9 protein-coding genes are annotated in these 14,684 nt (G+C 73.1%); all 9 read right to left on the reverse strand.

The window, feature by feature from the left end; genetic code table 11:
- Positions 1 to 101: 101 nt before the first annotated feature.
- Positions 102 to 2,243, reverse strand: a complete 2,142-nt coding sequence (rho, locus tag ACFYO8_RS16920; protein WP_387257316.1) for a transcription termination factor Rho — start codon at positions 2,241 to 2,243, stop codon at positions 102 to 104.
- Positions 2,244 to 2,578: 335 nt separating this feature from the next.
- Entirely contained in the window at positions 2,579 to 3,481 is a 903-nt protein-coding gene (gene thrB, locus ACFYO8_RS16925) for a homoserine kinase (RefSeq protein WP_354871347.1), read from the reverse strand.
- 64 nt (positions 3,482 to 3,545) lie between these two features.
- Positions 3,546 to 4,790, reverse strand: a complete 1,245-nt coding sequence (locus ACFYO8_RS16930) for an MFS transporter (protein WP_354871350.1) — start codon at positions 4,788 to 4,790, stop codon at positions 3,546 to 3,548.
- A 10-nt stretch (positions 4,791 to 4,800) separates the two neighbouring features.
- Complete coding sequence (locus ACFYO8_RS16935) at positions 4,801 to 5,622, reverse strand: polysaccharide deacetylase family protein (protein ID WP_354871353.1); 822 nt, start codon at positions 5,620 to 5,622, stop codon at positions 4,801 to 4,803.
- 115 nt (positions 5,623 to 5,737) lie between these two features.
- On the reverse strand, positions 5,738 to 8,977 hold the full coding sequence (locus tag ACFYO8_RS16940; protein WP_354871355.1) for an efflux RND transporter permease subunit: 3,240 nt from the start codon (positions 8,975 to 8,977) through the stop codon (positions 5,738 to 5,740).
- Between the two features lie 125 nt (positions 8,978 to 9,102).
- Complete coding sequence (thrC, locus tag ACFYO8_RS16945) at positions 9,103 to 10,152, reverse strand: threonine synthase (RefSeq protein WP_354871357.1); 1,050 nt, start codon at positions 10,150 to 10,152, stop codon at positions 9,103 to 9,105.
- A 112-nt stretch (positions 10,153 to 10,264) separates the two neighbouring features.
- Positions 10,265 to 11,569 (reverse strand): homoserine dehydrogenase, encoded by a 1,305-nt coding sequence (locus tag ACFYO8_RS16950; RefSeq protein ID WP_354871359.1) that lies wholly within the window; start codon positions 11,567 to 11,569, stop codon positions 10,265 to 10,267.
- On the reverse strand, positions 11,566 to 12,975 hold the full coding sequence (gene lysA, locus ACFYO8_RS16955) for a diaminopimelate decarboxylase (RefSeq protein ID WP_354871362.1): 1,410 nt from the start codon (positions 12,973 to 12,975) through the stop codon (positions 11,566 to 11,568). The genes ACFYO8_RS16950 and lysA overlap by 4 nt, the downstream gene beginning before the upstream one ends.
- A gap of 4 nt (positions 12,976 to 12,979) precedes the next feature.
- Complete coding sequence (gene argS, locus ACFYO8_RS16960) at positions 12,980 to 14,647, reverse strand: arginine--tRNA ligase (RefSeq protein WP_354871364.1); 1,668 nt, start codon at positions 14,645 to 14,647, stop codon at positions 12,980 to 12,982.
- Positions 14,648 to 14,684 lie beyond the last annotated feature (37 nt).

A 14,684-nucleotide genomic window follows, 5' to 3' on the forward strand; every position in this document is an offset into this window, starting at 1 on the left:
ACCTCGCGGCTTAACCGTAGAAAAACTTCAACACACCGGCCGTGAACGCGACGAGGGGCACGGCCGCGTGGCCGTGCCCCTCGTTCGTCGGATCCGTCAGCTCACTCGCCCGGGGTGGACTTCGCGATCTGCATCAGGAACTCGATGTTGGTGCGGGACTGCTTGAGCCGGTCCAGCAGGAGGTCGAGCGCCGCCTGCGAGTCCAGCGAGTGCAGCACCTTGCGGAGCTTGTGGATGATCGCCAACTCCTCCGGCGCGAGCAGGACCTCTTCCTTACGCGTACCGGTGGGGTTGATGTCGATCGCCGGGAAGACGCGCTTGTCGGCGATCTTCCGGTCGAGCTTCAGCTCGGCGTTACCCGTGCCCTTGAACTCCTCGAAGATGACCGTGTCCGCCATCGAACCGGTCTCCACCAGCGCCGTGGCGATGATGGTCAGCGAGCCGCCGTTCTCGATGTTGCGAGCGGCACCGAGGAAGCGCTTCGGCGGGTACAGCGCGGTGGAGTCGATACCACCCGACATGATCCGGCCGCTGGCCGGCGCCGCCAGGTTGTACGACCGACCGAGCCGGGTCACCGAGTCGAGCAGCACGACCACGTCGTGCCCCAGCTCGACCAGCCGCTTCGCCCGCTCGATCGCCAGCTCGGCCACCGTGGTGTGGTCCTGCGGCGGCCGGTCGAACGTGGCCGCGATGACCTCGCCCTTGATCGACCGCTGCATGTCGGTGACCTCTTCGGGCCGCTCGTCCACCAGCACCACCATCAGGTGGCACTCCGGGTTGTTGCGGGTGATCGCGTTCGCGATCGCCTGCAACACCATCGTCTTACCCGCCTTGGGCGGCGACTGGATGAGCGCCCGCTGGCCCTTGCCGATCGGCATCACCAGGTCGATCACCCGGGTAGTCAGGATGTGCGGCTCGGTCTCCAGCCGCAGCCGCTCCTGCGGGTAGAGCGGGGTGAGCTTGTAGAACTCCGGCCGGCGCTTCGCCTCGTCCGGCTCCATCCCGTTGATGGTGTCCAGCCGGACCAGCGGGTTGTACTTGTCGCGCCGCTGCTCGCCGTCCCGCGCGGCCCGCACGGCGCCGGTGATCGCGTCACCGCGGCGCAGGCCGTACTTCTTGATCTGGGACATCGAGACGTACACGTCGTTCGGGCCGGCCAGGTAGCCGGTGGTCCGGACGAAGGCGTAGTTGTCGAGCACGTCGATGATGCCGGCGACCGGGACGAGCACATCGTCCTCGCCGACCTGCGGCTCGCGACCGCTGCCGCTGTCGCCGACCTCGCCCCGCTCGCCACGGCCGCGACGGCGGTCCCGGAACCGGCTGCGCCGGCCGCGCCGGCCGCCGGCCTCGTCGTCGTCGCCGTCGTTGTCCCGCTCGGCGCGCTGGCCTCGGTCGTTGCGGTCACCCCGGTCGTTGCGGTCGCCACGGTCGTTGCGGTCACCCCGGTCGTTGCGGTCGCCACGGTCGTTGCGCTCGCCACGGTCGTTACGGTCGCTGCGCTCGGCCCGCTCGGCCCGCTCGCCACGGTCGCCGCGCTCGTTGCGGTCGCTGCGCTCGGCCCGCTCGCCGCGATCACCACGGTCGTTGCGGTCGCCGCCACGCTCGTTGCGGTCGCCGCCACGCTCGGCCCGGTCACCGCCACGCTCGGCCCGCTCGCCACCGCGCTCGGCCCGCTCACGGCCCCGGCCCTCGTTACGCTCACCGCGCTCGGCCCGGTCACCGCCACGCTCGGCCCGCTCGCCGGTCTCGGCGGGCGCCTCGTCGGCGCGCGTCGTCTCGGCCGGCCGCGTCTCGGCCGGCCGCGCCTCGGCAGCCGGCGTCTCGGCCGGTCGGGCCTCGGTGGTCGCGGCGGCGGTCCGGCTACGGCGACCACGGGTACGGCCCTCGGTCACCTCGGCGGCCGGCGCCTGCTCGGCGGGGCGTGCCTCGGCCCGCTCCTCACGGACCTCCGCGTGCACCTCCTCACGGGCGGGCGCGGCCGCTGCCGCCACCTCGGCTCGCGGTCGAGGGGTTCCGGCCGCGGCGCCGCCCTGCTGCCGCTCGGTGATGGCACTGATCAGCTCGCCCTTGCGCATGCGAGCGGTGCCAGAGATGCCGAGCGACGCGGCCAGGCTCTGCAGCTCCGGAAGCAGCATCGCCGACAGACCGGTGCCGCTACGCCGGCGACGCGTGGGGGCGGCGGCGGTGGTGGCATCGCCAGCGACGTTGGAAACATCCGACGTCACGTCGGTGGTGTCGCTCAATGGATTCCTTCCCTCGATAGGCCGGGCTGCCCGGGGTCGTGGAACCAGGTGGCCGGGCGGCCTCGGTGCACCCGCCTCGCATGACGCGTCGCGGGAGTCTGTGACACAGCAGCCGGTGGTTTCCCGACTCACCACCGTCGGTGAGCAGGTCTCGCCGTCTGCGGCGACCTGTGGAAACTGCGGCGCGGCGTGGGCCTTGAGCAGGGGTGACGGGCTACCGCCGAGAGCTTCGGGGGTGCGCCGAACCGCAGGAAGATCGCATGCTTCGCGGCTGTGCTAGGTCTAGAGCGTAATCGCCTTGTCCGACCTGCGGCAACAGGGCCCCGCTCGGCGTGTCAAAGTCTACCCCGGATGACCCGGGCACCGCTGACATCTATCGGCAACTCCCAGCGCCGCCAATCTGTTCCCGCCTGAAAGCCCGCTGAGACCTGGGAGAGCGCCAACACGGTCGGCCCCGCCCCACTGACCACAGCCGCCACACCCGCCGCACGCAGCGCGGCGACGAGCGCCGCCGAGGCGGGCATCCCCGGGGCCCGCTGGTCCTGGTGCAGCCGGTCGACGGTGGCGGGCAGCAGCAGCGCGGGGTCGGTGGTGAGCGCGTGCACCAGCAGGGCCGCCCGGCCGGCGTTCGACGCCGCGTCGGCGTGCGGCACGGTGGCCGGCAGCGCCGCCCGGGCCACCGAGGTCAGGCCCCGCTCGGCGGGCACGAACACGGTCGGGCGCACGGCCGCCGCCACCGGCAGCGAGACCGCCCGCGCCCCGCCCGGTTCCGTCCAGGCGATCGTGAAGCCGCCGAGCAGGCAGGGCGCGACGTTGTCCGGATGCCCCTCCAGCTCGGCCGCCAGCCGCAGCGCGGCGCCGTCGTCCATCCGCCGCTCGCCGTCGGTTACCAGCGCGCGGGCCGCCAGCACCCCGGCCACGATCGCCGCCGACGACGAGCCGAGCCCGCGGGCCTGCGGGATGCGGTTGACGCACTCCAGTGCCAAGCCGGCCGGCTGCGCGCCGAGCGCGTCGAAGGTGGCCCGCATGGCGGTGACGATCAGGTGCCGCTCGTCCGACGGCAGCTCGCCGGCGCCCTCGCCGGTGACCGACACCCGTACGCCGCCGTCCGTCACCTCGGCAGTGACGTCGTCGTGGCGGCCGAGGGCCAGCCCGAGCGCGTCGAAGCCGGGGCCCAGGTTGGCGCTGGTCGCGGGCACCCGGACCCGTACCGGGCCGGAGGTGAATGTGATCGGCACCGGCTCATGCTAGGACGTCACAGCGACCGCCCGGCCGGACCGCCCGGACCGTGGGACCGGCGCGTCACCCGGTGCGCTCCGGTGTCGGCACGTCGACCGGGTCGGTGAGCGAGAGCCGCCGGGTGGCGAACCGCCAGCCGATCGCGTACAGGACTGTGACCAGGCCACAGCCGGCGAGCACGGTGCGCTCGTCCACCCGGTCCACGACGAGCGCCACCACCAGCTGGCTCACCGCGATGGCGAGCGTCGCCAGCATCATGTCGGTGGCGAAGACCCGGCCGCGCAGCCGGTCCGGCACCTCGCCCTGCAACGCGTAGTTGGACAGCACCCAGTTGCTGCCGCCGCCCAGGTGGGCCAGGAAGACCAGGACCAGCACCAGCGGGAACCAGGTGACCATGGAGGCGCCCAGGTAGGCCAGGCCGTACATCGACATGGACAGCGCCAGGCCGGTGAGCAGCCAGGCCCGGTTGCTCAGCACCCGGCGCATCATGATCGGGCCGACCAGGGCCCCGGCGCCACGGGCGGCGAAGAGCAGGCCGGCGCCGACCGCGCCGACCCCGTACACCCCGGCGAGCAGCGGGAAGACGGTGAGCACGCCGTTGCCCAGGCCGACCGCCGACTTGACGGTCACCAGCGCCAGCACCCGCGGGCGGTGGGCGATGTAGCGCAGCGCCTCCCGGATCGCCGCCCAGGTGCGCGGCACCGCCGCCGCCGGGTCCCGTGGCGCCTGCAACGGCCGGCGGATCAGCGCGGCCAGGCCCGCGGCGGCGACCAGGCCGACGGCCGCCACCCAGAAGCTGACGTACGCGCCGGCGGCGGCGCTCAGGATGCCGCCCAGCGAGGCGCCGACCACTGTCATCGTGCCCCAGGCCGAGCCGGCGACCGCGTTGCCCGCCGCCAGGTCCTCCGGGTCGACCACGTTGGGCAGCGCGGCCTGGGCGGCGGGCGAGTAGAACGCCTTCGCCACCGCCACCAGCGCGATCGCCGCCAGCGCCAGCCAGGCCGTACCGGCGCTGCGCACGCCGAGCAGCAGCAGCACACCGGCGAGCGCGCCCACGTTCGCCACCATCATCACCGTGCGGCGGTCGAACCGGTCGGCGACGGTCCCGGCGTACGGGAGCAGCAACGCGGTCGTGCCGGTGTCCACCGCCAGCACCAGCGCGCCCCAGACGCCGCTGCCGGTCAGGTCGGGCAGCAGCACCAGCAGCGGCACCATGACGAACCAGTCCGCGCCGAAGACCACCAGCTCGGCGAGGAACAGATGGCGGAAGTCGCGGTTGCGGACGACTACCGAGAGGGTGGGCGACACGCGGGGCACCCTACCGGGCCGCCCCCGGCGCGGCAGCGCGGCGCAGCAGGTCGGAGACCGTGACGAAGGTGTATCCCCGGGCCCGAAGCCCGTCGATGATGTCGGGCAGGCCGCGAAGCGCCACCAGCCGTGAGTCGTTGCCCACGTCGTGGGCGAGCAGGATCGTGCCGGGGCGCATGTCGGCGACGATCCGCCGGGCGTGCCCGGCCGGGTCGTGCGGGAAGGCGCCCTCGACCATCTGGAGCGTCCAGAGCACCACGCGGTAGCCCAGCCGGGCCGACGCGTACAGCACCGAACCACCGAGGTGCCCCCAGGGCGGGCGGAGCAGCCGGGGCGCCGACCCGGTGGCCGCGGTGATCGCGTCGTGGCTGCGGCGCAGGTCGTCGTAGACGGTTGCGGCGTCCATCCGGGCCAGGTCGCGGTGCGCCCAGCTGTGGTTGCCGACCTCGTGCGCGTCCATCCGGCCCCGCAGCAGCGCGGCGTGCTCGCGGGCCCGCTCACCGACCAGGAAGAAGGTGGCCGGCACCCGGTGCTCGGCGAGCGTGTCGAGCGCCATCGGGGTCCACTGTGGGCGGGGGCCGTCGTCGAAGGTGAGCGCCACCAGGCGCTCCTCGGTGCGTACCCCCCAGACCACCTGCACCCCGCCGGCGCCGACCTCCTGGTGGCGGTTGCCGACAGTGGTGCTGGCCGGCCCGCCCGCGATCGGGAGCCGGCGGTCGGCCACCCAGGTGCTCTCGGCCGTCGCGGCGGAGCCGATCGTCGCACCGCCGAGCAACAGCGCGGAGCGGCGCAGCAGGCTCCGCCGATCCCACCGGCCTATGCCCCCCGCCATCACGCCCCCGAACCGAAAGTGTGCAAAAGTTCACTGAGCGTACCGCTCGATGTCACTGCGGTGTGTCCCGCGCGCCGAGGCGCCGGGAGGGGCCCACGGGCCCCGTCCCGGCCCGTCACTCAGTCGGCGGAAGCGGCGAGCTGCGGCTCTTGGGCAGGCGCAGCACCTCGAACTGATCAGTGCCGTCGACCAGCGCGCCCGACGGGCGGGCCGGCGGCGGCGCGACCCTGGACCGCTCCTCGGACCGTTCCTCGGCCCCGCCGGCCGGCACCGGCACCGGATCCGGCTGGAGTTCGACCGGCTCGGGAGCGCCGCCCCGGCGCCGGGCCCGCAACGAGCCCTTTGTGTGCTCGACCATGGTGTAGAGCGTCGGGACCAGCACCAGCGTCAGCAGCGTCGAGCTGAGCAGGCCGCCGATCACCACGATCGCGAGCGGCTTGGAGATGAAGCCGCCCTCGCCGGTCAGCCCGAGCGCCATCGGCAGCAACGCGAAGATGGTGGCCACCGCGGTCATCAGAATCGGCCGCAACCGGCGCCGGCCGCCCTCGACCACCGCCTCGGTCACGCCCATGCCCTGTGCCCGGTACTGGTTGATCAGGTCCAGCAGCACGATCGCGTTCGTCACCACGATGCCGACGAGCATGAGCACGCCGATCAGCGCCGGCACGCCCAGCGGTGTGCCGGTGACCAGCAGCAGCCCGATCGCGCCGGTCGCGGCGAACGGCACCGAGATCAGCAGGATCAGCGCCTGGGTCAGGCTGCGGAACGTGGCCACCATGATCAGGAAGACGATCGCGATGGCGGCCAGCACCGCGAGACCGAGATCCGCGAACGCGTCGGCCTGGTCCGCGCTGACGCCGCCGATCACGTACGTGGCGCCCGGCACGTCCAGCGCGTCCAGCCGCTTCTGCAGCTCCTGCGTGGTGGCGCCGAGGTTCGAGCCGGTCGCCGTGCCGGTGACCGAGACGCTGCGCTCCCCGTCGATCCGGGTCACCTGCTGCGGGCCGTCGACCTGGTTGACGTCGGCGATCGCGTCCAGCGGCACCGCGCCGACCCGCAGCGCCCGCAGTTCCCCGACGGTGAGCGGCGGCCGGGCGCCGCTGCTCAGCACCACGGTCTGCGCGGTCCCGTCCAGCGTCACCTGCCCGAGCGGCGCACCCCGGTACGTCTGCGCGACGAGCTGCCCGACGGCCGCCTCGGTGAGACCCGCGCGGGCCGCGGCCAGCCGGTCCACTGTCACCTCGACGCGCGGCACCTGGGTGGCCAGGCTGGTGGTCACGTCCTCCACGCCCGGCGTGCCGGCCAGCGCGCCCCGTGCCGCCTCGGCCGCCCGGGTCAGCGTCTCCTGGTCGGCGGCCTGCACCACCACCTCGACCTGGCTGGCGGAGGCGTTCTGCCCGCCGCCGAACGTCAACTCGCCCACCTCCGGGCCGAGCGCGTCGAACTCCTTGCGCAGAGCCTGCCGTACCGTCGCGGCGTCGGTGTCGTCGGACAGCGACAGCGACCAGGTGGCCCGGTCGCTGCCGCCGCCAGCGAACGGGTTGTCCCCACCACCGGCGCTGACCTGGTAGGTCTCCACCCCGGAGGTACGCCGCAGCACCTCCTCGACCCGCGCGGCGGCCCGGTCGGTGCCGGCGAGCGAGGTCCCGGCCGGCATCTCCTGCCGGATGGCGAGCGTGTCCTGGCCGGAGTCGTCCAGGAAGTTCGTCTCCAGCTTCTGCGCCAGGCCGAACGTGCCCAGCAGCACGAGCAGGCCGAGGCCGACGGTGGCCCAGCGGGTCTTCCGCGAGCGGGTCGCGAAGTCGATCACCGGCAGGTACGCCCGCTGCAACGGGTTGCGCAGCTCCTTCTCCTCGGCGGCCCGCCGGGCGGCGGCGTCGGCACCGGCGCGCGGCCGCAGGAACCAGTACGCCAGCACCGGGATGACGGTCAGCGACACCAGCAGCGAGGCGAGCAGCGCCACCGTCACGGTGATCGCGAACGGGGCGAACAACTGCCCGACGAAGCCGCCCACCAGGGCGATCGGCGCGAACACGGCGACAGTGGTGAGCGTGGACGCGGTCACCGCGCCGGCCACCTCGCGGACCGCGGTCAGGATGGCGTCCCGCTTCGGCTCGCCGTACTCCAGGTGGCGTTTGATGTTCTCCAGCACCACGATGGAGTCGTCCACCACCCGCCCGACGGCGATGGTCAGCGCGCCGAGGGTGAGCAGGTTCAGCGAGTAGTCGCCGGACCAGAGCACGATCAGCGCGACCAGCACGGACAGCGGGATGGACACCGCGGTGACCACCGTGGAACGCACCGACAGCAGGAACACCAGGATCACCACGACCGCCATGACCAGGCCCAGCAGGCCCTCGGTGGTCAGGCTCTCGATGGACCGCTCGACGAACGGCGCCTGGTCGAAGACCACTGTCAGCTCGGCGCCCGCGGCGTCACCCAGCTCGTCCAGCCGGTCCCGGATGTCGTGCGAGATCTCCACCGCGTTGCCGTCCGGGGCGGCGGTCACCGCGATGCCCAGGCTGGGCTTGCCGTTGGTACGGGTCAGCGAGGTGGCCGGGGCGAGCCGCTGCTCCACCGCCGCCACGTCGCCGAGGCGTACCGGGGCGGCGGGAGCGGTGGTCAGCACGATGCCGCGCAGGTCGTCGAGCGTGCGGATGGGGGTGCCGACCTGCACCGGCAGCGACCGGTCGCCGTCGGCGAGCGCGCCCGCCGGCACGGCCACGCCGTTGCTCTTGAGCGCCGAGGCGATGGCGGTCGGCGCCACCTTGGCGGCGGCCAGCTTCGCCGGATCCGGCGTGATCGTCACGACCTGGTCCCGGGCACCGGTGACGTCCACCGAGCGGACCCCGTCCAGCGCCTCCAGCTCCGGTACGACGGCGCTGCGCAGCTTCTCCGCCAGCGCCCGCTCGTCGCCGTCGCCGGTCGCGGCGACCACCAGGGCGGGCAGGTCGTCGGTGCTACCGGCGATCACCTGCGGGTCGACGCCCTCGGGGAGCTGGGAGTCGATCCGGTTGAGCGCGGTCTCCATCTTGTTCACGACGTCGTCCAGGTCGGTGCCGAACTCGTACTGCACCTGGACCGTGACCGCGCCCTCGCGCGAGGTGGAGGTGACCTTGTCCAGGCCGGGGATGCCCTGGAGGCCCTTCTCGATCGGCTCGGCGACCTGGGATTCCACGATCTCCGGCGCGGCGCCCGGGTACGTCGCCACGATGAACGCGGCGGGGAACTCCAGCGACGGCAGGAGCTGCTGCTTCAGCGACGGCACGGCGAACAGGCCGAAGGCCGTGGTCACCAACGCGACGAGGGCGATCAGGCCCCGGTTGGCGAGGCTGAATCTGGCGAGCAGCGACATCGGCGTTACTCACTCCTGGAGAGGTGTCCGGCGGGGGCGTCTGAGTCTGCCGCACGCCCCGGCACTCCCGGCATCCGCCCCGGCCGATCACACTCCCGCCGACGTCGTCCGCCGACGCCTCGACCTCAGACCAGGTCGAGGGAACGCGCGGCGGCCAGCGCGTCGTTGGCGATGGTCACCGGCGCCGGCGCGGTGGAGATGGCCCACTCCGGGTCCTTCAGGCCGTGCCCGGTGACCGTGCAGACCACCCGTGATCCGGCCGGCACCCGGCCGGCGTCGGCCTGCTGGAGCAGACCGGCGACGCTCGCCGCGCTGCCCAGCTCGACGAAGACGCCCACCTCGCGGGCCAGCAGCCGGTACGCCGACAGGATCTCCCGGTCGGTGACCGCCGAGATCAGGCCGTCGGAGGCGTCCCGCGCGTCGATGGCCTTCGTCCAGCTCGCCGGGTTGCCGATCCGGATGGCGGTGGCGATGGTCGACGGCTCCGGCACCACCTGCCCGGTGACGATCGGGGCGGCGCCGGCCGCCTGGAAGCCGTACATCCGGGGGGCCTTCGTGGCGTTGCCGTCACGCAGGTCCTCGGAGTAGCCCATCCAGTACGCGGTGATGTTGCCGGCGTTGCCGACCGGCAGGCAGTGGATGTCCGGCGCGTCGCCGAGCGCCTCGACGATCTCGAAGGCGGCGGTCTTCTGGCCGTGCAGCCGGTCGATGTTGACGGAGTTGACCAGCGCGACGGGGTAGTCCTGGGCGAGCTTGCCGGCGAGCCCGAGGCAGTCGTCGAAGTTGCCCTGCACCTGGAGCAGTTTCGCGCCGTGCACGAGCGCCTGGGCCAGCTTGCCCAGCGCGATCTTGCCCTGCGGCACCAGCACCGCGCAGGTGATCCCGGCGCGCGCCGCGTACGCGGCGGCAGAGGCGCTGGTGTTGCCGGTGGAGGCGCAGATGATCGCCTTGTCACCGGCCTCGACGGCCTTGGAGACCGCGACCGTCATGCCCCGGTCCTTGAACGAGCCGGTCGGGTTGGCGCCCTCGACCTTGAGCCACACGTCCGCACCGACCCGGGCGGAGAGCACCGGCGCCGGCAGCAGCGGGGTGTTGCCCTCGTGCAGGGTGACGACGGGCGTCGCCTCGGTGACCGGCAGCCGATCCCGGTACGCCTCGATCAGTCCCCGCCACATGTCGCGCTCCTCGCCTCTGTCGCCCCGCACCGGGGCCTGCCACCAGCGTGACCCAGCCGGCCCGGCCGGTCACCGGCACACCCTGACCTAACCATCAGGCGGGACGCGTGGGTTACGCGCCGCCCTCCACCCGCAGCACACTCGTCACCGACCGGACGATGTCGAGTCCGCGCAGTTCCCGCACGGTGGCCGCGAGCGCGGCGTCGGGCGCGACGTGGGTGACGATAACGAGTTCCGCGTCACCGCCGGCCGGGCCCTGACGGACCGTGGCGATGGACACCTCGTGCCGGGCGAAGACGCTGGCCACCCCGGCCAGCACGCCCGGCCGGTCGGCCACGTCGAGGCTGATGTGGTAGCGGGTGAGCGCCTCGCCCATCGGCCGCACCGACAGGTCCGCGTACGCCGACTCGCTCGCCGCGCGCACCCCGGCGAGGCGGTTGCGGGCCACCGCCACCACGTCGCCGAGCACCGCGCTGGCGGTGGGAGCGCCACCGGCGCCCCGGCCGTAGAACATGAGCTGCCCGGCGGCGTCGGCCTCGACGAAGACCGCGTTGAACGCGTCGCCGACGCTGGCGAGCGGGTGGGTCAGCGGGATCATCGCCGGGTGCACCCGAACGTTCACGGTCTCCCGGCCGTCCGGGCCGACGCCCCGGGCCGCGATGCAGAGCAGCTTGATCGTGCAGCCCATGGCCTTCGCGCTGGCCACGTCGGCGGCGGTCACCTCGGTGATGCCCTCGCGGTGCACGTCGGCGGCGGTCACCCGGGTGTGGAACGCCAGCGAGGCGAGAATGGCGGCCTTGGCGGCGGCGTCGAAGCCCTCCACGTCGGCCGTCGGGTCGGCCTCCGCGTACCCCAGCTCGGTGGCCTCCTCCAGCGCATCGGCGAACCCGGCGCCGGTGGCGTCCATGGCGGAGAGGATGAAGTTCGTGGTGCCGTTCACGATGCCGGTGACCCGGGTGATCCGGTCTCCGTGCAGCGACTCGCGCAGCGGGCGCAGCAGCGGGATGGCCCCGGCGACGCTCGCCTCGTAGTAGAGGTCGGCCCCGCCCTCGGCGGCGGCGTCGTGCAGTGACGCGCCGTCCTCGGCGAGCAACGCCTTGTTGGCGGTGACCACGCTCTTGCCCGCGCGCAGCGCCTCGACCAGCCAGCCCCGGGCCGGCTCGATGCCGCCGACCACCTCGACCACCACGTCCACGTCGTCGCGCTTGATCAGCCCGAGCGCGTCGGTGGTGAACAGCGCCGGGTCGACCGGCAGGTCGCCGCGGTCACGGCCGATCCGGCGTACGGCGATCCCGGCGATCTCCAGCGGGGCGCCGATCCGGGCGGCGAGGTCTGCCGACTGCTCGTGCAGCAGCCGGACCACGTCGCTGCCGACAGTGCCGCAGCCGAGCAGCGCCAAGCGAACCGGTGAGGTCATCCCACATCCAATGCCAGCAGGTCGTCTTCGGTCTCCCGGCGGACGATCAGCCGCGCCCGACCTTCGCGGACGGCGACAACCGGGGGCCGCGGGACATGGTTGTAGTTGCTCGCCATGCTCCGGCAGTAGGCCCCGGTGCCGGGTACCGCGACAAGATCTCCGGGCTGCACGTCACCGGGCAGGAATTCATCCTTCACCACGATGTCCCCGGACTCACAGTGCTTTCCCACCACGCGGGCGAGCTTCGGCTGCGCGGCCGACGTGCGGTTCGCCAGGGTGGCCGAGTACGAGGCGTCGTAGAGGGCGGTCCGGATGTTGTCGCTCATCCCCCCGTCCACGCTGACATAAGCACGACCCTCCGCTGCGTCACCGCCGGCGCCCAACGGCACGGACTTGACGGTCCCGACCTGGTAGAGCGTGAACACGGCCGGACCGACGATCGCGCGGCCCGGCTCGACGGACAGGTGCGGCACGGCGAGGTTCTCCGCCGCGCACTCCCCGTCGACGATCTTGCGCAGCCGCTTCGCCAGCTCGTGCGGCGAGGCCGGGTCGTCCTGGGTGGTGTAGGCGATGCCGAAGCCGCCGCCCAGGTCGAGCTCGGGCAGCTCCACGCCCCGTGCGTCGCGGATCCGCGCCTGGAGCTCGAGCACCCGGCGGGCGGACACCTCGAAGCCGCTGGCGTCGAAGATCTGCGAGCCGATGTGCGAGTGCAGCCCGCGCAGCTCCAGCACGTCCTCGTCGAGGATCTTGAAGGCGGCCGCCGCGGCGGCGCCGCCCGCCAGCGAGAACCCGAACTTCTGGTCCTCGTGCGCGGTGGCGATGAACTCGTGGGTGTGCGCCTCCACGCCGACGGTGACCCGGACCAGCACCTTCGGGCGTACCCCGCGTTCGCGGGCCAGCTCGGAGAGCCGGTCGATCTCGGCGAACGAGTCGACGATGATCCGGCCCACGCCGGCGTCCACCGCCCGGGTCAGCTCCGCCACCGACTTGTTGTTCCCGTGGAAGCCGATCCGCGCAGGCTCCATCCCGGCCGACAGCGCGATGGCCAGCTCACCGCCGGTGCAGACGTCGAGGAACAGGCCCTCCTCGGCGATCATCCGCACCACGGCGCGGCACAGGAACGCCTTGCCGGCGTAGTACACGTCCGCGTCCGGGAAGGCCGCCCGGAACTCGCGGCAGCGCTCCCGCAGGTCGTCCTCGTCGAGCACGTACGCCGGGGTGCCGTACTCGGCGGCCAGGTCGCGGACGTCCACGCCCGCGACGGTCAGCGCGCCGCCGGGGCCGCGCGCCACGTTGCGCGGCCACAGTTGCGGCACCAGGGCGTTGACGTCGACCGGGGTACGCAGCCAGGCCGGCCCCCTGGTGCCGATCTCGCCGTGCAGCGCTCCCGCCTCGTGAGCCCGCATGCCGTTACATCCGCTCCGGCGCGGACACCCCGAGCAGGTGCAGGCCGTTGGCGATGACCACCCGGGTGGCGTCGTTGAGCCAGAGCCGGGCCCGGTGGGTGTCGGTGATCTCCTCGTCGCCCTGCGGGGCGATCCGGCAGTTGTCGTAGAACCGGTGGTACGCCTGCGCCACGCTCTCCTCCAGGTAGCGCGCCACCCGGTGCGGTTCGCGCAGTTCGGCGGCGGTGGCCACCACGGCCGGGAACTCGGCGAGCGCCTTGAGCAGCTCGTTCTCCTTGTCGTGGCCGAGCAGCTCCGGCTGGAACGCGGCGGCGTCACCACGGGTCAGCCCGATCTCGGCCGCGTTGCGGGCCGCCCCGGCGGTACGCGCCGCGACGTACTGCACGTAGTAGACCGGGTTGTCGTTCTTGGCCCGGGTCCACAGCTCCACGTCGATGTCGATGGGCGAGTCCGCCGAGTAGCGGGCCAGCGCGTACCGGGCGGCGTCCACGCCGATGGCGTCGACCAGGTCCTCCAGCGTGACCACGGTGCCGGCCCGCTTGCTCATCCGCACCGGGGCGCCGTCGCGGACCAGGTTGACCAGCTGGCCGATGAGGATCTCCAGGTTGTGCGCCGGGTCGTCGCCGAAGCACGCGGACATCGCCTTCATCCGGCCGATGTAGCCGTGGTGGTCGGCGCCCAGCATGATCACGACCCGGTCGAAGCCGCGCTCCCGCTTGTCCAGGTAGTACGCGCAGTCGGCGGCGAAGTACGTCCACTCGCCGTTGGACTTGCGCAGCACCCGGTCCTTGTCGTCGCCGAACTCGGTGGTGCGCAGCCAGGTCGCGCCCTCGGACTCGAAGACGTGCCCCTGCTCGCGCAGCCGGTCCAGCGCGGCGTCCAGCGCGCCCCGGTCGTGCAGGTCCTTCTCGTTGAAGTAGGTGTCGAACTCCACACCGAAGTCGCGCAGGGAGGACTTGATCTCCGAGAACATCAGCTGGACGCCCTCGGTCCGGAACACCTCCTCGGCGGCGTCGTCGGTGAGGTCCAGCACATCCGGCCGCAGCCGGACCACAGCGGCGGCGATCTCCGCGATGTACGCACCGCCGTAGCCGTCCTCCGGCGCGGGCTCGCCCTTCGCGGCGGCCAGCAGCGACCGGGCGAACCGGTCGATCTGGGAGCCGGCGTCGTTGAAGTAGTACTCCGTGCCCACGTCGGCGCCGGTGGCGCGGAGCAGGCGGCTGAGCGCGTCGCCGACTGCCGCCCAGCGGACCCCGCCGATGTGCACCGGGCCGGTCGGGTTCGCCGAGACGAACTCCAGGTTGATCCGCTGACCGGCGAGCGTGTCGCTGCGCCCGTACGCCGGACCGGCCTCGACGATGACCTTGGCGAGCTGGCCGGCGGCGGCCGCGTCCAGGCGGACGTTCAGGAAGCCGGGCCCGGCGATCTCCACCGACTTGATCCCCGGCGCCTTCGCCAGTTCGTCGGCCAGCGCGGTGGCCAGCTCCCGCGGGGGCACACCGACCTTCTTGCTGAGCTGGAGCGCCAGCGTCGAGGCGTAGTCACCGTGATCGGGATTACGGGGCCGCTCGACGGTGGTCTGCGCGGGCAGCGCGGCGCGGTCCAGTCCCCGCTCGTCGAAGACGGCGTGGGCTGCGGCGAGGACGACCTCGGCGAGTTCTGCGGGAGTCACTGATCCATGTTATCGGGGGTAGACTCGGCCACCGCGG

Origin of the sequence: Micromonospora sp. NPDC005257 (assembly GCF_042872445.1) — a bacterium.
In the GTDB taxonomy this organism is placed as follows: Bacteria; Actinomycetota; Actinomycetes; order Mycobacteriales; family Micromonosporaceae; genus Micromonospora.